The organism is Paraburkholderia sp. BL6669N2, assembly GCF_003387275.1.
Taxonomy (GTDB): domain Bacteria; phylum Pseudomonadota; class Gammaproteobacteria; order Burkholderiales; family Burkholderiaceae; genus Paraburkholderia.
The window spans coordinates 4,325,842-4,347,163 of sequence record NZ_QUNA01000002.1 but is presented as its reverse complement, the minus strand read 5'-3'; the positions used below and the strand labels follow the sequence as shown (position 1 = coordinate 4,347,163).

Genomic DNA, 21,322 nt, shown 5'->3' with positions numbered 1-21,322 from the left:
TTTCCCTACTCCTTTCAGAGGACCTTAGCGTCGGTCTTGAGCTTTTCCACCAGCGTCTTCACGTCCGCCACCTTCACGCCTGCGCTGCGCTTCTTCGGTTCAGCAACCTTAAGCATCTTCAGGCGCGGCGTAACGTCCACACCGAGGTCTTCCGGCCTGATCGTCGCGAGTGGCTTCTTCTTCGCCTTCATGATGTTGGGCAGCGTCACGTAGCGCGGCTCGTTCAGGCGCAGATCGGTCGTAATCACAGCCGGCAGCGTCAGGGACAGCGTTTCCGCTCCGCCGTCCACTTCACGGGTAACCGTCGCCTTGCCGTCGGCGACTGTCACCTTTGAAGCAAAGGTCGCCTGCGGCATGCCTGAAAGTGCTGCGAGCATCTGGCCGGTCTGATTCGAATCGTCGTCGATCGCCTGCTTGCCCAAGATAACCAGTGAAGGCTGTTCCTGGTCGACCAGCGCCTTAAGCAACTTGGCCACGGCCAAAGGTTGCAGTTCTTCATTGGACTCGATCAGGATCGCGCGGTCCGCGCCGATCGCCAGCGCCGTGCGCAGCGTTTCCTGAGCTTGCGCCGCGCCAGCGGACACCGCGATCACTTCGGTTGCGACACCCGCTTCCTTCAGTCGCACCGCCTCTTCCACGGAGATTTCGTCAAACGGGTTCATCGACATTTTGACGTTCGCAATGTCGACACCCGTGCCGTCCGATTTCACGCCGACCTTCACGTTTGCGTCGACGACACGTTTCACCGGTACAAGAATTTTCACAACACTCTCCTGAGCAATTGATGCTGGCTAGTCGCCAATGTCGATACTGACCAGCCGCTGCCGTGACGGCACCGGTTCGGCGCCTACGGTATTACTGCCTATAAAAAACCCCCGGATGCCCCCCGCCGCCGCCGTAGCGCGGACGTCGAACCCGGGCGCGTCCTGCTCTACATGTTCGGATAATTCGGGCCGCCACCGCCTTCCGGCGTGACCCACACGATGTTCTGCGTCGGGTCCTTGATATCGCACGTCTTGCAATGCACGCAATTCTGCGCATTGATCACGAGCCGCTCGGTGTTGTCGTCGTTCTTCACGAATTCATACACCGCAGCCGGGCAATAACGCGATTCGGGCCCCGCATAGGTCTGCAAGTTCACATTTACCGGCACGGACGGATCTTTCAGCGTCAGGTGAGCCGGCTGATTTTCTTCGTGATTCGTGTTCGAGATGAACACGGAGGACAACCGGTCAAACGTCAACTTCCCATCCGGCTTCGGATACACGATCGGCTTGCATTGCGAAGCCGGTTTCAGCGTTTCATGGTCCGCATGCTGATGATGCAGCGTCCATGGCACGTTGCCGCCCAGCAGCTTCTGCTCGATGCCGACCATCAGCGTGCCGAGGTACAGCCCCTTGCTCATCCACTGCTTGAAGTTACGCGCGCGATAGAGTTCTGTGTGCAGCCACGATGCCTTGAACGCTTCCGGATAAGCATCGAGCATGTCGGACTGATGGCCGGCCTGGACCGCGTCGAACGCCGCATCGGCGGCCAGCATGCCGGTCTTGATCGCCGCATGCGAGCCCTTGATCCGCGATGCGTTCAGGAAACCCGCATCGTCACCGACCAGCGCGCCACCGGGGAACACCAGCTTCGGCAGCGACATCAGGCCGCCGGCCGTGATCGCGCGCGCCCCGTACGACACACGCTTGCCGCCTTCCAGGATCGCGCGGATCGCCGGATGCGTCTTGTAGCGCTGGAATTCCTCGAACGGCGACAGGTACGGGTTGGTATAGCCAAGACCCACCACGAAGCCGACCACTACCTGGTTGTTATCCATGTGATAGAGGAACGAACCGCCGTACGTGTCGGACTCCAGCGGCCAGCCCGCGGTGTGCATCACCAGACCTGGCTGGTGCTTCGCGGGATCGATTTCCCACAGTTCCTTGATGCCGAGACCGTGCACCTGCGGATCGGCTTTCGAGCGCAGTTTGAACCTGTCGCTCAACTGCCGGCCCAGATGCCCGCGCGCGCCTTCGCAGAACAGCGTGTACTTCGCGTGCAGCTCCATACCGAGCTGGAAGTTCTCGGTCGGCTCGCCGTCCTTGCCGACGCCGAGATTGCCCGTCGCGACGCCTTTTACTGAACCGTCGTCGTTGTACAGGATCTCTGCAGCGGCAAAGCCCGGGAAGATTTCCACGCCCAGCGCCTCCGCCTGCTGGCCGAGCCAGCGCGCGACGTTAGCGAGGCTGATCACATAGTTGCCGTGATTCCTGAAGTTGTTGGGGAGCGCCCAGTTCGGCACAGCTCTCGCACCCGATTCCGACAGGAACAGGAAGCGGTCTTCGGTGACCGGCACATTCAACGGCGCGCCGCGCTCCTTCCAGTCGGGAAACAGTTCATCGATCGCACGCGGATCCATCACCGCGCCAGACAGAATATGCGCTCCGATCTCCGAGCCTTTTTCCAGTACGCAGACGCCGATCTCGACGCCTTTTTCCGCCGCGCGCTGCTTTAGGCGGATCGCCGCGGACAGCCCGGCGGGGCCGCCCCCCACGATCACCACGTCGTACTCCATCGACTCCCGCGGACCGTACTGCTCGATCCATCGTGCGTTGGGGTTCTGGATCCCGCTTGCGATCGTCATGCTCAGGCTCCTGTCAGAACTGGCTTTCTAAAAGGGCCAGCACGCCTTCCGAACCCTTCGCGCCCGTAATGGACACCTCCAGCGCCATCGCCTGCGGCAGCACGTACTCGGCGAAGAATTGCGCGGTCGCCATCTTCGCGCCGTAGAACGACGGATCTTCAGACAGCTTGTCCGAGGCCACCAGCATCGCGCGGGCCATCTGCCAGCCGCCCAGCACCACGCCAGCGAGCTTCAGGTACAGCACGGCGCCCATGAACACGGCGTTCGGATCGCGCTTCGCGTTCGCCACGACGAACTCGACCGCCGCCTTCAGCGAACGTTGCCCCTGTTCCAGATGCCTGTGCATCGATTCGAACGCCGCGCCTTCGTGGGCACGCAGTGCCTCGAGCGTTTCGCCGATGCCCGACAGCAGCGTCTTCGCCACACCGCCGCCATCGCGCAGCGTCTTGCGGCCAATGAGGTCATTCGCCTGGATCGCGGTCGTGCCTTCATAGATCGTCAGAATGCGCGCGTCGCGGTAGTACTGCGCGGCGCCCGTTTCCTCGATGAAGCCCATACCGCCGTGCACCTGCACGCCGAGGCTCGTCACTTCGAGCGACGACTCGGTACTCCAACCCTTGACGATCGGCACGAGAAATTCGTAGATCGCCTGATGCTCGGCACGAACCGCTGCATCGGGATGGTGATGCGCAATGTCGCAATGGCTTGCGGCAACGTACGCCAGTGCACGCGACGCCTCGGTCAGGCTGCGCATCGTCGCGAGCATGCGGCGCACGTCCGGGTGCTGGATGATCGCGACCGCCTGCTTCGCCGAGCCATCCACCGGACGGCTCTGCACGCGATCCTTCGCGTAGTCGGCCGCCTTCTGGTATGCCGCCTCGGAGATGCCCACGCCCTGCATGCCCACCGCGAAGCGCGCCGCGTTCATCATGATGAACATGTATTCGAGGCCGCGATTCTCTTCGCCAACCAGATGCCCGATCGCGCCACCGTTGTCGCCGAACTGCAGCACCGCGGTCGCGCTGCCCCTGATGCCGAGCTTGTGTTCGATCGACACGCAATGCACGTCGTTGCGCTCGCCGAGCGAGCCGTCTTCGTTCACCAGGAACTTCGGCACGATGAACAGCGAGATGCCCTTCACGCCTTCCGGTGCATTCGGCGTGCGCGCCAGCACGAGATGGACGATGTTCTCCGCCATATCGTGCTCGCCCCACGTGATGAAGATCTTCGTGCCGGAGATCCGGTACGTGCCGTCACCCTGCGGTTCGGCGCGCGTGCGCACCAGCGCCAGATCCGAGCCCGCCTGCGGCTCGGTGAGGTTCATCGTTCCAGTCCATTGCCCGGAGATCAGCTTCGGCACGTAGGCCTGTTTCTGCGCTTGCGTGCCGGCAGTCAGCAGCGCCTCAATGGCGCCGTCGGTCAGCAGCGGGCACAGCGCGAACGCCAGATTCGACGCGTTGAGCATTTCAATGCACGGTGTGCCGATCAGTTTCGGCAGGCCCTGACCGTCATACTCGAGCGGGTGCTGCACGCCCTGCCAGCCGCCCGACGCGAACTGGCGGAATGCATCGGCGAAGCCGGGCGCCGCCGTGACGACCCCGTCCTTCCAACTGCTCGGAGTCCTGTCGCCCTGAACGTTCAGCGGCGCCAGCACCTCACCACACAGCTTCGCGGATTCCTCGATGACGGCCTGCGCGGTTTCCGGCGTGGCGTCCTCAAAGCCGGGCAGCGCCGCGATCCGGTCGAGGCCGGCGAGTTCCGTCAGCGCAAACATGATGTCTTTTACAGGCGCGGTGTAACTCATTGCACTACTCCAATTTTCTGTCGTGAGTAAAACAACAACTCGTGATGTCTAGTTGCCCGTGAAATTCGGCGCACGCTTGCCGATGAAGGCCGCCGTGCCCTCGCGCTTGTCAGCGGTTGATGCACATACGGCGAACAGTCCGCTTTCCAGCACGAGGCCCTGAGCAAGCGTCATGTCGAGCCCGTAATTGACGGCTTCGAGCGTGAGCCGCGTGGCGATGGGTGCGTTGGCCGCGATCCGGTTCAGAATGGCTTCGGCCCGCGCGACCAGCTGGTCCGCCTCGACAATCTCGTTGACGAGGCCGATCCGGTGCGCTTCCGCAGCGTCGATCGTGTCGGCCGTCAGAATCAGCTGCAACGCGCGGCCCTTGCCCACCAGGCGCGGCAGACGCTGCGTGCCGCCAAAACCGGGAATGACGCCGAGCTTCACTTCCGGTTGACCGAATTTCGCATGCACGGTCGCCAGACGCAGCGTGCAGGCCATGGCCAGTTCGCACCCTCCACCGAGCGCAAAGCCATTGACCGCGGCGATGACCGGTTTGCCGAGATGCTCGATCAGATCGAACGTGAACTGGCCGCTGCGCGTGAACGCCTGGGCTTCGATCGCCGAGACCGACGCGATTTCGGTGATATCGGCCCCGGCAACGAAGGCCTTGTCGCCGGCGCCTGTGACGATCACACCGCGCACAGCGGCATCGTCGCGGGCGTCTTCCATCACCGAGCGCAATTCGTCCAGCGTCGCGCGGCTCAGCGCGTTCAATGCCTTCGGACGGTTGAGGGTGACGTAGGCGATTCCCGCCTTCTTTTCGTACAACAGATTTTGCAACGCTGACATGGTCGGGATATCCGGTGATATGACAGGAATGGCAGAAGCTCTGCTTCAGCCTTTGGCCCGTAATGCGAGCAGGCCGAGAAGCACTTCGTCGCGGTGAGCCGCGAGCTCGGTCGTGGACCGGCTGCCCGCTTCTTCCCGCACGCCGGCAATGACCTTCTCGCGCAATTCCGGTGTGATCGTGGGCGAACCCAGCACGTCCCACCACGCGGTCATCGGTCCGGTGAACTGATCGAAGAAATGCTCGATTCCGCCCTGCCCGCCGCCGAGATGGAACAGCATGTTTGGGCCCATGATGCCCCAGCGCAGACCCGGGCCCCAGCACACCGCGGTGTCAGCGTCCGACACGCTGACGATGCCTTCCGACACGAGGTGCACGACCTCGCGCCACAACGCCGCCTGCAGGCGGTTGGCAACGTGGCCCGGCACCTCCCTGTTCAGACGGATCGTGCGCTTGCCTAGCGCCGTGTAGAACCCGTTGACGCGCTGGATCGTCTCTTCCGAGGTCTTCGCGCCGCCAACGATTTCCACCAGAGGGATCAGATGCGGCGGGTTGAACGGATGACCAATCACACAGCGCTCAGGATGGCGCTCGCAGGCCGACTGAATTTCGCTCATGGTGAGGCCGGACGAGCTCGACGCGATCAGCGTATCGGGGGGCAACAGCTCGTCGAGCTGCTTATAGAGTGCCTTCTTGAAGTCGATGCGCTCAGGACCATTTTCCTGCACCAGATCGACGCCGCTTACTGCGGTCGGCAGGTCGCTCGTGAAAGTGAGTCGTGAGCGCGATGCGCCTGTCGTGAGACCCAGCGTCTCGAGTGCAGGCCACGCCTGATCGATATAGGCGCGCAGCCGGACTTCGGCATCGGGCGAGATGTCCGTCGCGACGACGTCGAGCCCCTTCGCGAGAAAGAGCGCGGCCCAGCTTGCGCCGATAACGCCGGTACCGATGATGGCAACCCGTTTGACTTGCTTCGACATATTCGCTTCTCCAGAAATGGGGGTACGCGGCCGGCCTAGCGCGTGCGGTGAGGCTGCATGTAGTCATGCACCACTTCGCCGTCGCCGAGCGTCAGGTCCGTGATCATGTGGACCGCCGACAGCACTTCGAGAACCGGCAGTTGCGACACCGGCGCGAAGCAATGCGGATGCAGCTCTAGCGACGCGGGGCCCGACCAGGCGCCCTTCACGACGACGTCCGTCACCTTGTAGCGGACCAGTTCGCAGGTGCGCAGCGAGCCGTCGACGTGCGGCATCATCTTCAGCAGGTAGCCGGGAGCATCCAGCGAGCGGCGTACTTCCTCGAGATCGAGCGCGTGGTACTTGTAGGCCATCGTTGCGGTCGCGACCCGCACACCGTTGTAATCGAGCGTGCCGACGAGCGCATCGCTGCGCACTTCGAGTTGCGGCTGCGCGAGGGTCTTCGGAAAGCCGAGTAACTCGCGGCCCGCCACGATCGCCGGCAGGTTGTCCAGATACATCGCGTGGGTATAGCCGCCGGCCTGGCCGTCGAGCGTGACGGGAATCACCTGGCCTGACTCCGTGTACGAACCGAGACCCGATGAGTCCGGCATCCTGATGAACTCGTATTTGACGATTGGTTCCGCGACCTTCAGCGGCGCCGGCACGACGCGCTCGAGCGCAGCCGGATCGGTCCGGTACGTGATGATGACGAATTCGCGGTTTAGGAAACGGTAAGGTGGCTTCGGATAGGACGGCCGGGCGAGCGGCATCGCATACGCCTCGTCCCGCAGTTGTTGTTCAGTCATGGCAGTGTCAGGGTAAAAGTAGTTGGTAGGTCCGTCGCGTTCAGGCTTGCGGGTCCTGCCTGAAGACCACCCCGTTCGAGAACAGGCCGGCTATTTCGTGAGGCGCGAAGCCGATATGGCGCAATACCTCGTCGCTGTGTTCGCCCAGGTGCGGCGCACGGCCCGGCGCCACCTTCGGCACGCCGGCGATCTGCACCGGGCTGTTCACGGTGTGTGTTGCGCTGGCAGTCGGCTCGGCCAGGGGCACGAAAATATCGTTCTCGTACATCTGGCGGTCGTTGACGATTTCGTCGGCGATCTGCACCACGCCGTAGATCACGCGTGCTTCGTCGAAGGTCTTCTTCCAGTGCGCAAGCGACTCCGTTGCGAACTGATCGTCGAGAATCTCCACTAACGCAGGAGTGTTCGCCGCGCGGTCGCGCTCCTCTGCGAAGCGCGGATCGTCGAGCAGCCCGGGCAACCGCATGGCGTGCACGAAGCCCGTCCAGTCCCTGCTCTGCGGAAGCACCAGCAACAGCCAGCGGTCGTCCGCGGTGCGGTATGGGTTAATGAGGGCGTTCGGAGGCATCTTGCGATTGTGCGGGCCGTAGAATTTCGCCCCATTCAGGCCACCCTCGATCCAGGCGGCTGCGGCCCATGCGCCTTCGGCGATCAATGACGTGGTAACGTGGCTGCCATTGCCGGTCTTCTCGCGCCGGTACAGACCGGTCACAATCGCGGAATAAAGCGTGCTGGCGGTCGCGTGGTCACCAATGCCGGGAATGGGAAGGGTCGGGGCGCTGCCCGCATCGCGGGTGACCTGCATGAGCCCTGTGCGAGCCCAGTAGGCCGTGATGTCGAAGCCGGGCTTGTCGGCTTCCGGCCCGTTCGCGCCATAACCCGTGATGTCCGCATAGATCAGGCGTGGATTCAACGGCGCCACCGCCTCGTAGTTCAACCCCAGTCGTTCCTTGACCTTCGGCGGAAAGTTGATCACCACGACGTCGGCCCATTGCACCAGCCGGGTCAGCACGTCCTTCGCCTCGGGCGCCTTCAGGTCGAGCGCGATACTCCGCTTGTTCCGGTTGGTCAGTTGCCAGGCATAGTTGTGTTCACTGATGGGGTTCGGCGGCAGCTTGTAAAAGTGCCGGTACGGATCGCCAGCGCCGGGAGGTTCGACCTTGATGACCGTCGCGCCGAAATCTGAAAGAATGGTCGTGGCTGCCGGACCCGCGATGTAGCTGGCAAAATCGACGACTTTAAGGCCGGAAAAGACACTATCTGGATTCTTCATAGGAACTCGCAAGATCAACAGGGAACGGACTGAGACCGGGTCGAAAGGAAAAACCCGCTCGGCACCTATGTAAGTTATCCCTTGCCAATGCGGCCCGGAACCGTGAAAGCTCCGGGTGAAACTGTGACTGTTCACAATGGGACGGGCATCTCGCGCCCTGAGCGCCGGGCACACGGCTGGGCGCGCGGCGAGGATTCATTGCCTGCGGGACGAAAGCCGAAGGCCTAAGCGCCGCCACCGCGTGAACTGCAACGCCACGCCCAGCCGGAATGCGGCAACGACCGAAGTGGGAGAAGCATGTGAGTGCGATGAGTAGCGAAAAGCCGGACACGTCGCCATTGATGCGCGAGAACCTCAGGGATATCGCGGAGGATTCGTCGACGAGGATCGAACGGACGTACAAGGCTTTGACCCGGATCGACGGATACGAACATCTGACCGCTGCCACCAAGAAGGACATCATGGATTCGATAGCGCTGTCCGAGCGGCTGTGGTTCGATCAGGTAACGAGCGGAGCCGCGCCTTCTCTGGAAGATCTGCAGGCATTCCAGGAATTCGGGCGCAGGCGCGTTCATCAGGGCATTGCGCTGCCATCCTTGCTACGCGCCTTTCGTGTCGGCCTGCGCGAAGTCTGGAACGTGTGCGCGCAAACGGGCAACAGAAACCCTGAACTGCGCGATGAATTGCTGTTCGTGGTCTCGCCCGACCTGATGGACTACTTTGACCAGATGGCGCAGCTGATCTCTCAGGCATATCTGGACGAGCAGTATCAACAGGCGCGCTGGCGTCAGTCGTTGCGCTACCAGCTGCACGAAATCATTTTCAACTACTCGGGTGGAGACGAGGACTTCCGCGCAACGGCGAAAGCTCTTGGCCTCGATCCGATAGCGTCGCGCATCGCTGTCGCCGTGGAATTGGGCAAGTTCGACCGCAATTCGTCGACCTCCGAAGGCCAGCTCGATCGTCTCGTGCTGTCGGTTGCGAGGCATCTGAGGCTGCCGCACGACCATCTTGTCAGCGTGTGGCATCGCGACCGGCTGATCATATGGGTGCCCTGCGAACACGGCGAGCCGATGCATTTGAGCGACACAAGGATGACGGAATACGTTACCGCGTTCGCCCAATCGACATCCGAAATCAAGGCTATCGGACTTGGCCTCGCTGGCACCGGCGCAAAAGGTTGGGCGACTTCCGCAGAAGAAGCGATCCGGGCATTGGACTTCGCACGCAGTGTCCATTCCGAGCAACGGCCGGCACATCGATATTCAGACATCGTGATTGAAGAAAGCGTGCGAAGCACCGATGGTGCATCGCGTTATCTGCTGTCCCTGATGGATCACCTTTCTAGCGAACCCGATATTCTGCTGACGCTCGAAACATTTTTCATGCACAACCAACGACGCAAGGTAACCGCAGGCGCACTGGGCATACACCCGAACACGCTCGATTACCGTTTGGAGCGCATCGAAAACTCGTTGGGCGCCGCGCTCGACGACGTCGGCTGGATCGCCAAACTCAAGGTTGCGCTCACCTTGCATCAGCAGCGCAGATAGGGAGCAGGAAAGCTACGAGCAAAACGCATGCATCGCCAGCGGCCAGGCGCGTTGGTCATCCGTCATGACGGCCGAGACGGCAGGATTTTTTTTGACTCGCCAGATGGTCTGTGCCTCGAAGAGGGCTTGCGGGCCGCCCCCTTCACCTTATCGCACGATCGCCGCGCTGACGGCGGCCTGCGGTTGAACGGACGTTCAGACCAGCGTATCGAATGCTCCTTCAACTCAACTGCCTCTTGTCACCGCGCGCCTGCGAGGACTGCCTCCAAGGTACAAAGGCCCGTTCTTCCGGTTTGCTTGCATTCTCGGCACCCGGGGACTGTGGCGGCGCGTGGAATTACGCGCACCGGACGAGCCGGATGCGATTGGGCAGGAGGTTTGCGGCAGCGCGGAGGTGTCCCACATCTCGCCACCTGATCACATTGCGCTCTGTCTGCGGGTCTCGATCCATGGCCCGCACGGAACGGCGCGCGAGGTCGAATCCCGTGAAACACAAATCCGCTACAGCGTCGGTTTTTTTGCCTCGCTGTAATCCATCAAGAGCATGTCGCGAAAGCCCTGCGCAGCCGCAGGCATCGCTCTCGCCGTAGAGCTGATGAGATAAGCGCGATAGTCGACCTGCGGCTTGAATGCCGCAATGTGGTAACCCAAGTGCGCGAATTCCTCCGCTGACTCACGAATGACAAGGGCCACGCCGATACCGCGGGATACCAGATGACAGACGGAGGACGCCCATGGGCTCTCCGCCCGGATCTCTCGTTCTATGCCCCCGGAATTGAAAATAGCGTCGACGGACGAACGGACGTGCCCCCGATCAGCCATGGAAACAAAAGCCTCACCGGATAAATCCGCCGGGCCGATTGATCGTTTTCCCTTCAGCCGATGTCCCTTCGGCATGATGCACACGATCTCCGATCGATATATCTCCTCGCAACAGATACCTTCTCTGTCCGAAGCGCGCATCGCGATGCCAAAGTCGATCGTTTGCCGCGAAACGGCGTCGACGATACTGTCGGTCGACATGGGCGCCAACGACGTAAAGAGGCGCTCACGGCCCACCAGGTATTGAGCCAGGCGCTGACTGATCCAACCTTCTGCGAACGCTGGAAATACCCCGACACGCAGAGAGCCTCGTCCGGTACAGCCGATCTCTCGCGCGACCTCCTGCAAATACTCGATTCCCCGATAGACCTGCCTCACTTCGGCAAAGAAGATTTCTGACTCAGGAGTGGGAAGGAGCTTACCGCGTCTGCGCTCGAACGCATGGAAGCCCGCCGCCTGCTCAAATCGCTCGATCATCCGGCTGACTGCCGGCTGCGAAACGCTCAGTTGTTGAGCCGCAGCGGTAATCGAACCGTGCGTCATTACGGCAACAAATACCTCCATCTGCTTCGCATTCAACTTTCCCAACGCTTGCTCTCCTTTCGCTGACCACCGCGGCGCGCTGCAAACCTCCCGGCTTTTTGCGAGCCCATTACATAGCGTTAGTCTAAACGAACAAAATTCTACTGGATGTAATATTTTTGCCTCCCTATATTTTGTCCGTCGAACGTCGCAACAGCGTCAAATCTGTCAGCTTCGCTCCGCACAACGTGTCCCACAGACATCACCATTGACATGCCTGATGCGCCTTTTCTGCCCAGTATCTGGACAGCCGCTTCACGAGGCCATCAAATGGAAATCAAGGTACGAAAAGATATGCAACATGACGCTGCGTCTTTCGCCGGGTCGCCAAGCCTTGGCTCTAACAGGTCGGATTCCGGACTCCTCCCGGATCGGCGCATCTATCCGCGCAAGAAGAAAACAGACTGGATCTGGTACGGATTGCTGGTCGTCGCCGTCGTGCTGTTCGTGGAACTGGTGATTGAAAATCCACGTTGGCAGTGGGACGTGGTCGCGCATTACCTTTTCAACAAGCGTGTCATAGCAGGGTTGGAAAACACGATACTGCTTACCGTCCTCGCGAGCGCGCTTGGCCTGTGCTTCGGGGTGGTAGTAGCAGCATGTCGAATGTCCGACAACGGGATTTTGCGCACAGCGGCTTACGTCTACGTGTGGGTTATCCGGGCGACGCCCACGCTCGTCATGTTGCTGTTCCTGTTTTTCCTTTCTGCGCTCGTACCGCGGCTCTATCTCCCGCTTCCGTTCGTTCACGCGAACCTGTTCGACATTCAGACGAACACCGTCATCTCGCGATTTAGCGCGGCTGTCCTCGGACTCGCCCTGTATCTCGGCGGCTACAGCGCGGAGATCTTTCGCGGAGGAATCAGTGCTGTGGAGAAAGGTCAGCGCGAAGCGTGCAAAGCCATTGGAATGAGCGATTTGCAGATGATGTGGCACGTCATCATGCCGCAAGCCGTGCGCATCATCCTCCCGCCGCTCGCGAATGAACTCATCACAATGTTCAAGAACACGTCGCTGGTCACGGTTATCGGATATGTAGAACTGCTGACGAGCGTGCAACTGATCTATTCGACAAATTTCGAGACGATTCCTTTGCTGACCGTAGCCTGCATCTGGTATCTGTTTCTAACCAGTATTGCAATGCTTGCCCAGACGCTGCTGGAGCGCCACTTTGGAAAGGGAGTCCGTCCATGACGTATATGCCGAATGACAGGCAGGTGACCGCGCGTAACGGTCTGCTTCTGGAGATGAGAGGTGTCACCAAGCATTTTGGCGCCTTTGCCGCCCTAAAGTCGGTGGACTTTACTCTCGAAAAAGGCGAAGTAGTCGCCATCATCGGCCCATCGGGCTCAGGAAAAAGCACTCTTCTGCGCTGTATCAACATGCTGGAGCTGATCGATGCCGGGACCGTCAACTTCAAAGGCGAGGTTTTAGGCAGTGAAATACGCGGATCTCGCTGTATTCGCCTACCGAAAAAGGAACTGGATCGCCAGCGGCGTCATTTCGGCATGGTCTTCCAGGGATTTCATTTATTTCCACATTATTCAGTTCTTGACAATGTCCTCGCGGGGCCACGAATCGTGGGAAAGAAAAGCAGGAGCGAGGTGATTGAGCGCGGCAAATACCTGCTCACCCGTGTGGGACTCGGCGAACGGATGAACCACTACCCGGCCCAGTTATCAGGCGGCCAAAAACAGCGGGTAGCAATTGCGAGGGCGCTGGCGATGGAGCCCGAGGTCATGCTGTTCGACGAGCCGACCAGTGCACTGGACCCCGAGCTGGTGAACGAGGTTCTGGACGTCATGAAGGAATTGGCTCTTTCGGGAACCACGATGGTTGTCGTCACGCATGAAATGGAGTTCGCGAGGAAGGTCGCAACCCGCGTCGTTCTGATGGACGGCGGCGAAATCGTTGATCAGGGACCGCCATCCTACATTTTTGGAGGCGGCGGTACGCCACGGTGCAAGCGGTTCCTTTCCAGCGTCGGTGCGTAGTTCCGTATCAGTGGAGAATTGAAATTACTTCGAGGTAGAAATGAAAGAAAAAGGGAAAATGAAGCTCGGATTGTCGATGCGATATCTTGGCTATCACATGGCTGCATGGCGTCATCCGCACGTACCGGCAAACGGATCCATTGACTTTCAGTATTTCCTGCGTACCGCGAAGAAGGCGGAAGACGCCAAGCTGGACATGATTTTTTTCGCCGACGGCATTGGTATCAGGGCAAACGATGATCCCAAAGGATCCCTTGCGCGTGACTCAAAGAATGCCGAACTTGAGCCGCTGACTCTCCTGGCAGCCATAGGTGCCTGTACGTCGAAAATTGGCCTGGTCGCCACTGCGTCGACGACCTACAACGAGCCATTTCACATTGCACGAAAATATGCGTCGATCGACCACATTAGCGGCGGGCGGGCGGGCTGGAATGTCGTGACCTCCTGGTCACAACAGGAAGCATGGAATTTCAGTCGGGACGAGCATCTTGGATACGAAGAGCGCTATGAGCGCGCCGATGAATTCGTTGATGTTGTCAAGAAACTTTGGAATAGCTGGGAAGACGACGCCTTTATTCGCAACAAGGAATCGGGCATCTTCTACGATGAGTCGAAACTGCATATCCCGAACCATAAGGGAAAGCATTTCGGTGTTCGAGGGCCGCTCAATTCCGCGCGCACGCCGCAGGGTCGTCCTATTATCGTTCAGGCAGGCGCAGCGGAAGCAGGACGCGAGCTAGCCGCGAAAAGCGCTGATGTCGTTTATAGCAACGCCCCGAGTTTTGAGAACGCCAAAGCCTACTATGACGATATCAAAGGGCGACTTGCCAAATATGGTCGCTCACCGGATGAGCTGTTGATCATGCCTGGCGTAATGCCTTACGTGGGCAGAACGCGTCAGGAGGCGCAGGACAAATTCGATGAACTGCAAGACCTGATCGATCCGCTGACCGGTCTTGCCGTTCTCTATAACGTTCTCGGTGACCTTTCAGGATATGACCTTGACGGGCCGGTTCCCGACGTTGGTGATCAACGCGTGCGCAGTATTGCAGAAAACCATCTCGCCACCGCCCGAAAGGAGAATCTGACTATCCGGCAAATGTACAAGCGGCTGGCGTCAGGCAACAATTTCCACCTCATCGGCACGGCGGCGGACATCGCTGATGAAATGGAAGCCTGGTTCAAGGGCCGCGCGGCTGACGGATTCAATATCTGTCCTGCAACCCTGCCTCTCGGCATTGATGACTTCGCTGAATTCGTCATTCCGGAGCTTCGCAAGCGTGGATTGTTCCGAACGGAATATGAGGCAGGCACGCTGCGTGGGAACCTTGGATTGCAACCGCTGGTTTTTGGTAAATAACCTGGCAATGGCCACTGCAAACGCGGTGGCCGTGATCCTGATGGGAGGTGTGCCAATGAGCACTGATACGACAGACCAGCTATTTAGGGAAGCGATGGCGCGTTTCACGAGTTGTGTAACGGCCATTACCACGATGGAAAACGGGATCCCGGCGGGGCTGATCGCTACATCCGTATGTAGCTTATCTAACGATCCGCCGACAATCCTGGTTTGCGTCAACAAGTCGGCATCTGCACATGACGTCATCCAGCGTTCCGAAATCTTTGCGGTAAATCTGCTGTCAGCGGACCAAAAGGACGTCGCGCAACGATTCTCATCGGTGAAAGGCCCGGATCGCTTCGACGCATCGCGTTGGAAGGTGGCGCAAAGCGGGTCCCCAATCCTGATCGACAGCGTGCTTTCGTTCGAGTGCAAAGTTCACGCAAAGCACAACGGCTATTCGCATACCATATTTGTCGGCGAGATCATCGCTACGACGTTGTGCGACGATTCGAGCAAGGGAAGTTTGCTCTGGCACCAGAGAGGTTTTGCAGCAGTTGCGGCCGCGTAACGGGTGCCTCTACCGCAGGTCAGCTTACGGAACAGTGTTGGCTCTTCCCAATTTTTAGAGCAAAGAAAATGAAAATTCACCGTCGATTCTCGAGGTTTGCCACAAGCGGTGTTGTCGTATCCGCACTCTTCTTAAATGTGACGCCGATCCTGACCCTCGAGGCTTATGCGTCAGAGGCTAATGGCGTTTCGGCCATCCACACGGACGCCAGACTGACCGCGCTCGTCCCTGACGTCTACCGAAGCAAGCAAACCCTGACTGTCGCGGTCAATCCTGAGATCGCGCCGATAAAATTCGTTAATGATGACGGCGATATCGCGGGGTTTACTCCGGATCTTCTCTCCGCTGCAGCAAAAGTATTGGGATTGAACGTCAACTTTGTGCAGTCATCGTTTGACGCGCTGATTCCTGGGCTCAGTGCCAGACGCTACGATGTTCTTCTTTCTCTTGGCGATTTCCCGGCGCGCCACAGTAAGGTGACCTTCATCGATTATCTCAATGTGGGACAGACCATTGTCGGCGCGCCAAAGCGCGGACTTGTAGTCAAGTCTCTGAGCGACCTGTGTGGGTTGAAGGTGGCAATACCTCGGGCAACTGCGCAAGCCGAGAAGGCAAACGAGGTAAGTAGCAAATGCGTGGCCGACGGAAAGAAGGCAATTAGTGTTGCGACCTATCCGGACACCAACATGACGCTCCTTGCTCTCACGAACGATTCAAGCGAAGCTGCCTGGGTCGATTCGCCCGCGGCGGGCTACAACACACAAAAGTTTCCCGAAAAATATCAAGCTGCATATTTCTACTACAACGGGTCGTATGGAGTGGGTTTCAGTGCCGACGAAAACGGAAACCGCCTGGCTGCGGCATTTCAACAGGCCCTTCTAAAGCTTCAACAAGATGGGACCTACGACAAGCTATTGAAAAAATGGGGTCTGCCGACGAAGGACGGTCGACCGACCTTCCCCATAAATGACCCGATGAAATAGCTGGTCAGCCTTCATTGGAGTCTGGATTGGCTAAGTCGGTAGATGCTTGCACTCACCCTCATCTGTCGGCTTGGACAGTGGATCGCGAAATAACGTTATCTCTGTCGTGCATTATCCGCGTTCTCCAATCTTCCCGAAAAGTCAGCTTCATGACGAACAAGGCCGCACCATTCATCGGAGTGTTTGATCTGTTTCGTGTCGGCGTCGGTCCTTCGAGTTCCCACACCGTTGGGCCGATGATCGCCGCATCACGATTCATAGCAGAGATGCCTACTCCAGCGCATTGCCGCTCGATTCAAGTTGAGTTGTTTGGCTCGTTGGCACTGACAGGCATGGGACACGGGACAGACTCTACGATCATTCTTGGCTTGCTAGGTGAAGCGCCCGCGACCGTGGATCCCGATCTCGCAACCACGCTTGTACGACGTGTTCGAGAAGAGAAAGTCCTGCGATTCGCCAGTTGCCATGAGGTCAGCTTCGATCCGTCGTGCGATGTATTGTTTTTGATGGATGAGACCTTGCCACGGCATCCCAATGCGATGCGGTTCACCGCCGCTTATGAGAAGGCGAAATTTTCGCGCGTCTATTATTCAGTAGGGGGCGGCTTTGTTGAAACCAATGAGGAACCGACAGACGGCGGGTTGCTTGACGGGTCTACTCCGTTAGCGTCGACGACATTGGCGACCTCATCGCTACCATTTGCCTTCGAAACATCCAGTCTTACTGTGTCATAAAATCCATTTGCAGCGAAGCGATACCTGGCACTATTGAATAATATAGACTCCGGGCGATCGCGATGAAAGAAGATGTCGACGAATTTGACGCGTATCTGAATCATCTGACGCAGGCGTTAGGGCACGCCGATCGCCATGCCGGCCTCAAGGGTTACTGTTCTGGCCTGGTAATGCCGTTGTCACGTAAGAGCGTCGAGCCGATGGCTGCTCATATTGACCCGCTTCACGCGAGTGCGAAGCACCAGTCACTTCACCACTTTGTGGCCAAGGCGGAATGGTCTGACCGAGTGGTATTGCAGCGGGTACGCGAATGGGTGATGCCCGCGTTGGACGCGCACGCTGCCGAAGAAACCGGCTACTACTGGATTATTGACGACACCGGTTTTCCAAAGAAGGGACGTCATTCGGTCGGGGTGGCACGTCAGTACTGTGGGCAGCTCGGCAAACAGGACAACTGCCAGGTCGCCGTGAGCCTGTCGATCGCGACGCAACGCGGCAGCCTGCCGGTTGCCTGGCGGTTGTATGTCCCCAAGGAATGGCTTGACGACCGGGAACGTGCCCGTCGTGCTGGCATTCCTGACGATCTGGCTTTCGAGACCAAGCCCCAGATTGCGTTGGCCCAACTTCGCGAGGCTATGGCATCCGGCGTTGCACCGGGCATCGTGCTTGCCGATGCCGGATACGGCGACGAAACCGCTTTTCGGGATGGCGTATCGGAACTGGGTTTGTTGTACGCGGTGGGGATCCGGCCTGGTACCACAGTGTGGGCGCCCGGCGCGGCGCCACTTCCACCCAAGCCCTGGAGAGGGCGCGGCAAGCCGCCAACGTTGTTGCGCCGTGCGCCCGGTCACGAGCCGATCGCGGTGAAGGAACTGGCCACGCAATTACCCGTGAACGCCTGGCAAGCTGTTACCTGGCGGGAAGGCAGCAACGCCGCACTTTCCTCACGCTTTGCCGCCGTACGGATTCGTCCCGCACATCGCGACTATTGGCGAAGTACCGTTCGCGACGAAGAATGGCTGCTCATTGAATGGCCCGATGGCGATACGGAGCCGCTCAAATACTTTCTCTCTACTGCCCCCGGGGAGGCGACACTTGAGCAGCTTGTATTCGTGACCAAGATGCGCTGGCGCATCGAGCGCGACTATCAGGACCTGAAACAGGAGTTCGGGCTCGGTCATTATGAAGGCAGAGGCTGGCGTGGCTTTCACCACCACGCCACGCTGAGTATCGCCGCGTATGGGTTTCTGATGGCTCAGCGGCTCCGAATGCAATCAGACGGACGTGGTAAAAAAAACTTCCTTGAACGCGCGCTGCCTGCCCTTCCCCCGGATTACATCCCCCGGGGCAGTCCAGCGCGCTCAGCGCCACGTTCCTGATTCCATTACGTTGCGCATCCTGCTTGGATTACGGCTCATGCAACGATGGCATTGTCCGGTAATAGACTGCGCAACCGATTATGTGACACAGCAAGACTAGACGGTCCTCACAAGCTCATTCATCAGATACGAATTGCCTTTGCCTTCTCGGCAGACTGCAAGCGCGAGATGATTCAGGAGCGAGTATCGGAGGCAGACTGCCGAGAAATTGGCAAGAGCATCTGTTTGCTCAAATGCCTTAGCCGGATGCGGTTCGGCTGGACGACCTGGGGGCGTTGCGATACATGGCGGACGTGTTTAACGCGAGGAGAATTTGGCTCGGCAAATGGTATCAGCCATTCCAGAATGGCTCCTGCGCCCGAGAAATTCCTGCTGCGCTAACGGCACGAATGCCATTCCTCAACGATTGAGACGTCCATCACCACACGCAGGCTGCGGCAATGCCGCTGACGATTGAATACCTGACGCTGACAATTGAATACCTGAGCTGGCCGTGCCAAAGCATTTGGGCGCGGCCTCACAGCCTTAAAACTTACCTACCGTTTACGAGATCTTTGAAGCCTTTTCCGGCACTGAACTTAACGGTCTTTGCGGCTGGGATCTGGATCTCCGCGCCAGTCGCCGGATTGCGGCCAACTCTTGCAGCCCTGTTGCCAGTCGAAAACGACCCGAAACCAATAAGCTGCACACTGCCGCCGCCAGAAATCGCCTTGGTAACAACCTCGATGAATGCGTCGATGGCTTGCCCGGTAACACCCTTGTCTTGACCAGTGGCACCGGCCACAGCGCCAATCAATTCCTGCTTGTTCATACGTGTCCTTATAAAACGTGTTGATGTTTGCGACGCGCCGAAACAGTCCGCTCGGCTCTGTTCGCATCCTACCATTTGCCGCAAAGTTCCACGTCCGTTTGCTCTCAGCAGTCAATGTTGGCCGCACGCGGTGGTACGCGGCGGTACGCGGCGGTACGCGATCCTTTCACGTGCGCGGACCTGGTTTCATACGCTTCGGCGGCTCATCCCTGAGCGCTGAACACTTTGCTTCACGCGGACGCGCCGCCAAAACAAGACGTTTCCCAGAAAACGAGAAGATAGGTCCCGGACCGAGCTAAAGGTTTATGCGTAAGTACCGGTGTTGCATTTGATTATTCGTTACGCCACAACTGCAGCCGTTGCGTTTGCGGAAGGTAACTGTTGCGATTCGACGCGGGGCATTTGCCCCTAAGCCACACCCGCCACTTGTGCAGCAAGCGTATTTGCCAACGCCGTGAACGGCAGCCTGATAGATGCCTGCTCCCAGCCCTGCCAAATAGCTCCTCGAGCAAACAACTGCCGTCGAGGCGCAGCCCCCTTTCGCGAAGGGACTGAGTAACGCAACAGGGGCGCTTTCTTACCTGAATAAAAACCGCGCCTACACGAGCTTTAACTTGAGCTCGTCTTATGCGTTCCATCGAAGGCTATATCAAGCAGTACGCGCCCGCAATTGCCGGCGTCGAAAGTGAATCCGTGTTTGACGGGGCATGCAGTCGTCTGAAATGCGTCGAACTGTTTGCCGGCTGCGGCGGGATGGCGAAAGGCTTGGAAAGCGCCGGCTTTCTCCACCTGGTCATGGCAGAGTTCAACGCCGCCGCATGCGCAACTCTCCATGCAAATTATCAGGGGACCCACGGTAGCGACGTCCCGCATGTCTTGGAGGCAGACGTTAGGACAATTGACTGGAGCAGCTACCACGGAGTCGACTTGGTTGCGGGTGGACCGCCATGTCAACCCTTTTCTAACGGTGGGCGTGCGGCGGGTCCCAAGGACGTACGCGATATGTGGCCGGAAGCAATACGCGCAGTGCGCGAAATGCAGCCGAGAGCGTTTCTTTTCGAGAACGTGAAAGGGCTGCTGCGTCCCGCGTTCAGCCGATATCTCGCTCACATAGTCCGCAGCCTAGAACAAGGGGGTTCAGAAGACTTGCGTGATAGCCCTAGATATCACGTCACGATAACCAAAGTAAATGCCGCAGACTATGGGTCACCGCAGAAACGCGAGCGAGTCCTTATCGCAGGAGTTCGAGTCGACTGCGGCACATTGTCTCCGTTTCCGGTGAAGACGCACAGCGAAGACCGACTCTTGCGCGACAAATGGACTACCGGCGAATACTGGCTGCGCCATGACCTCCATCGCCCGGACGATGACGCCATCCCGCGTATCCTGCGCGCTAAGCTTTTAGAGTTTGCGACGTCGGCTCAATTAACCGAGGCCGCACCGTGGCTTACCTGCCGTGATGCGTTCCACGGCCTTGGTGTTCCGTCTTTCGAAGCCACTGTAAGCGGTCATGAACCTCGCGGCACGGGGAAGCAGTACAAGGGCCACTCTGGCAGTCTTATCGACGAGCCAGCAAAGACACTCAAAGCCGGCGTCCACGGGGTTCCCGGCGGCGAAAACATGGTGGTGGACCTCGACGGAACCAGTCGTCACTTCACCGTGCGGGAAGCTGCCCGACTTCAAGGATTGCCGGACTCATTCGAAATCCCGGGTTCGTGGTCCCAAGCCATGCGTCAATTGGGCAATGCTGTGCCAGTACAACTTGCTGCCGTCGCCGGGAGCTGGATTGCGTCGGCTCTAGGGTAGGCACGGCGCCGTGAAGCGCCGACCCTCCCGATCCCGATACGAACTGACAAAGCTACCTAGGCAACAGATCCGTTACTGAATTGCTGCTGGTCGACTGGCTCGACTCGAAGAAAAGGTATTACTCCAGGTTTCGCCGCCACCGTCTTGTTTTCCGCTGCCTGCTTCGCGTTCGGACCAGGTGCGTGCATTCCGCTATTCAGCCACGCAAGGACCTCTGCCTTGTCCGCGTCTGGGACCGACACGAGTATCCGGCATGGCTCTGATCGTGACGCGGTCAACTGGCCACTCAACTCCACGCTCTTCTGCAAATCAGGGCTCTTTGCGGCGGGCATGCTCTTGCGCAATCTGACTGTTGTCCCCTTCCAGGCGGTGACAGTCTGTGCATTGCCCGAGCCGTCAGCTTTGTTGAGGTTAGCTGTGTCGGTTACCACGGGTACGCCTG

18 protein-coding genes are annotated in these 21,322 nt (G+C 59.0%); 9 read left to right on the top strand and 9 right to left on the bottom strand.

The genetic code is table 11. The features are described 5' to 3' along the window. Positions 1 to 14: 14 nt before the first annotated feature. The 7 genes from B0G80_RS42150 to B0G80_RS42120 all read right to left on the bottom strand — a co-directional run bounded on the left by B0G80_RS42150 (position 15) and on the right by B0G80_RS42120 (position 8,441). On the bottom strand, positions 15 to 764 hold the full coding sequence (locus B0G80_RS42150) for an electron transfer flavoprotein subunit beta/FixA family protein (RefSeq protein WP_116123408.1): 750 nt from the start codon (positions 762 to 764) through the stop codon (positions 15 to 17). Between the two features lie 167 nt (positions 765 to 931). Further along, positions 932 to 2,629, bottom strand: a complete 1,698-nt coding sequence (locus tag B0G80_RS42145; protein WP_116123407.1) for an electron transfer flavoprotein-ubiquinone oxidoreductase — start codon at positions 2,627 to 2,629, stop codon at positions 932 to 934. 13 nt (positions 2,630 to 2,642) lie between these two features. Beyond that, a complete protein-coding gene (locus B0G80_RS42140; protein WP_116123406.1) occupies positions 2,643 to 4,433 on the bottom strand; it encodes an acyl-CoA dehydrogenase in 1,791 nt (596 codons plus the stop codon). 48 nt (positions 4,434 to 4,481) lie between these two features. Beyond that, on the bottom strand, positions 4,482 to 5,267 hold the full coding sequence (locus B0G80_RS42135) for an enoyl-CoA hydratase-related protein (protein WP_116123405.1): 786 nt from the start codon (positions 5,265 to 5,267) through the stop codon (positions 4,482 to 4,484). A 45-nt stretch (positions 5,268 to 5,312) separates the two neighbouring features. Then, on the bottom strand, positions 5,313 to 6,245 hold the full coding sequence (locus B0G80_RS42130; protein WP_116123404.1) for a 3-hydroxyacyl-CoA dehydrogenase NAD-binding domain-containing protein: 933 nt from the start codon (positions 6,243 to 6,245) through the stop codon (positions 5,313 to 5,315). A gap of 35 nt (positions 6,246 to 6,280) precedes the next feature. Beyond that, complete coding sequence (locus tag B0G80_RS42125) at positions 6,281 to 7,033, bottom strand: acetoacetate decarboxylase (protein WP_116123403.1); 753 nt, start codon at positions 7,031 to 7,033, stop codon at positions 6,281 to 6,283. A 40-nt stretch (positions 7,034 to 7,073) separates the two neighbouring features. Next, complete coding sequence (locus B0G80_RS42120) at positions 7,074 to 8,441, bottom strand: CaiB/BaiF CoA-transferase family protein (RefSeq protein ID WP_258879190.1); 1,368 nt, start codon at positions 8,439 to 8,441, stop codon at positions 7,074 to 7,076. 173 nt (positions 8,442 to 8,614) lie between these two features. Between B0G80_RS42120 and B0G80_RS42115 the strand changes: the two genes are divergently transcribed. Next, on the top strand, positions 8,615 to 9,859 hold the full coding sequence (locus tag B0G80_RS42115) for a CdaR family transcriptional regulator (RefSeq protein WP_116123401.1): 1,245 nt from the start codon (positions 8,615 to 8,617) through the stop codon (positions 9,857 to 9,859). Between the two features lie 501 nt (positions 9,860 to 10,360). On the opposite strand, the gene B0G80_RS42110 is transcribed toward B0G80_RS42115, so the two are convergent. Beyond that, complete coding sequence (locus tag B0G80_RS42110) at positions 10,361 to 11,269, bottom strand: LysR family transcriptional regulator (RefSeq protein WP_116123400.1); 909 nt, start codon at positions 11,267 to 11,269, stop codon at positions 10,361 to 10,363. Between the two features lie 264 nt (positions 11,270 to 11,533). On the opposite strand from B0G80_RS42110, the gene B0G80_RS42105 reads away from it, so the two are divergent. The 7 genes from B0G80_RS42105 to B0G80_RS42075 all read left to right on the top strand — a co-directional run bounded on the left by B0G80_RS42105 (position 11,534) and on the right by B0G80_RS42075 (position 18,263). After that, on the top strand, positions 11,534 to 12,457 hold the full coding sequence (locus tag B0G80_RS42105) for an amino acid ABC transporter permease (protein ID WP_116123399.1): 924 nt from the start codon (positions 11,534 to 11,536) through the stop codon (positions 12,455 to 12,457). A gap of 5 nt (positions 12,458 to 12,462) precedes the next feature. Next, a complete protein-coding gene (locus tag B0G80_RS42100; protein WP_181920224.1) occupies positions 12,463 to 13,257 on the top strand; it encodes an amino acid ABC transporter ATP-binding protein in 795 nt (264 codons plus the stop codon). Positions 13,258 to 13,297: 40 nt separating this feature from the next. After that, positions 13,298 to 14,617: an LLM class flavin-dependent oxidoreductase gene (locus tag B0G80_RS42095; protein ID WP_116123397.1), complete on the top strand. Its 1,320-nt coding sequence runs from the start codon at positions 13,298 to 13,300 to the stop codon at positions 14,615 to 14,617. Beyond that, positions 14,577 to 15,167 carry a flavin reductase family protein gene (locus B0G80_RS42090; RefSeq protein ID WP_258879189.1) on the top strand — a complete coding sequence of 197 codons (591 nt, stop codon included), beginning with the start codon at positions 14,577 to 14,579 and terminating at the stop codon, positions 15,165 to 15,167. The genes B0G80_RS42095 and B0G80_RS42090 overlap by 41 nt, the downstream gene beginning before the upstream one ends. Before the next feature lie 68 nt (positions 15,168 to 15,235). Then, entirely contained in the window at positions 15,236 to 16,150 is a 915-nt protein-coding gene (locus B0G80_RS42085; protein WP_116123396.1) for an ABC transporter substrate-binding protein, read from the top strand. 149 nt (positions 16,151 to 16,299) lie between these two features. After that, on the top strand, positions 16,300 to 16,884 hold the full coding sequence (locus B0G80_RS42080) for a serine dehydratase beta chain (RefSeq protein WP_116123395.1): 585 nt from the start codon (positions 16,300 to 16,302) through the stop codon (positions 16,882 to 16,884). Between the two features lie 62 nt (positions 16,885 to 16,946). Continuing rightward, a complete protein-coding gene (locus tag B0G80_RS42075) occupies positions 16,947 to 18,263 on the top strand; it encodes an IS701 family transposase (protein ID WP_116123394.1) in 1,317 nt (438 codons plus the stop codon). Between the two features lie 532 nt (positions 18,264 to 18,795). Here B0G80_RS42075 and B0G80_RS42070 read toward each other — a convergent pair. Then, the gene (locus B0G80_RS42070) at positions 18,796 to 19,074 is read right to left on the bottom strand and encodes an HU family DNA-binding protein (protein WP_116123393.1); all 279 of its coding nucleotides are present in this window, start codon (positions 19,072 to 19,074) and stop codon (positions 18,796 to 18,798) included. Positions 19,075 to 19,701: 627 nt separating this feature from the next. On the opposite strand from B0G80_RS42070, the gene B0G80_RS42065 reads away from it, so the two are divergent. Continuing rightward, positions 19,702 to 20,880, top strand: coding sequence for a DNA cytosine methyltransferase (locus tag B0G80_RS42065; RefSeq protein ID WP_116123392.1), 1,179 nt, complete (start codon positions 19,702 to 19,704; stop codon positions 20,878 to 20,880). The last annotated feature ends 442 nt before the right edge of the window (positions 20,881 to 21,322 follow it).

Excerpts from the sequence above, each read along its gene's own strand:
- B0G80_RS42065 (WP_116123392.1), top strand. The coding sequence starts at position 19,702 with ATGCGTTCCATCGAAGGCTATATCAAGCAGTACGCGCCCGCAATTGCC.
- B0G80_RS42135 (WP_116123405.1), bottom strand. The coding sequence starts at position 5,267 with ATGTCAGCGTTGCAAAATCTGTTGTACGAAAAGAAGGCGGGAATCGCC.
- B0G80_RS42130 (WP_116123404.1), bottom strand. The coding sequence starts at position 6,245 with ATGTCGAAGCAAGTCAAACGGGTTGCCATCATCGGTACCGGCGTTATC.
- B0G80_RS42095 (WP_116123397.1), top strand. The coding sequence starts at position 13,298 with ATGAAAGAAAAAGGGAAAATGAAGCTCGGATTGTCGATGCGATATCTT.
- B0G80_RS42145 (WP_116123407.1), bottom strand. The coding sequence starts at position 2,629 with ATGACGATCGCAAGCGGGATCCAGAACCCCAACGCACGATGGATCGAG.
- B0G80_RS42080 (WP_116123395.1), top strand. The coding sequence starts at position 16,300 with ATGACGAACAAGGCCGCACCATTCATCGGAGTGTTTGATCTGTTTCGT.
- B0G80_RS42085 (WP_116123396.1), top strand. The coding sequence starts at position 15,236 with ATGAAAATTCACCGTCGATTCTCGAGGTTTGCCACAAGCGGTGTTGTC.
- B0G80_RS42105 (WP_116123399.1), top strand. The coding sequence starts at position 11,534 with ATGGAAATCAAGGTACGAAAAGATATGCAACATGACGCTGCGTCTTTC.
- B0G80_RS42070 (WP_116123393.1), bottom strand. The coding sequence starts at position 19,074 with ATGAACAAGCAGGAATTGATTGGCGCTGTGGCCGGTGCCACTGGTCAA.
- B0G80_RS42075 (WP_116123394.1), top strand. The coding sequence starts at position 16,947 with ATGAAAGAAGATGTCGACGAATTTGACGCGTATCTGAATCATCTGACG.
- B0G80_RS42125 (WP_116123403.1), bottom strand. The coding sequence starts at position 7,033 with ATGACTGAACAACAACTGCGGGACGAGGCGTATGCGATGCCGCTCGCC.
- B0G80_RS42100 (WP_181920224.1), top strand. The coding sequence starts at position 12,463 with ATGCCGAATGACAGGCAGGTGACCGCGCGTAACGGTCTGCTTCTGGAG.
- B0G80_RS42140 (WP_116123406.1), bottom strand. The coding sequence starts at position 4,433 with ATGAGTTACACCGCGCCTGTAAAAGACATCATGTTTGCGCTGACGGAA.
- B0G80_RS42115 (WP_116123401.1), top strand. The coding sequence starts at position 8,615 with ATGAGTAGCGAAAAGCCGGACACGTCGCCATTGATGCGCGAGAACCTC.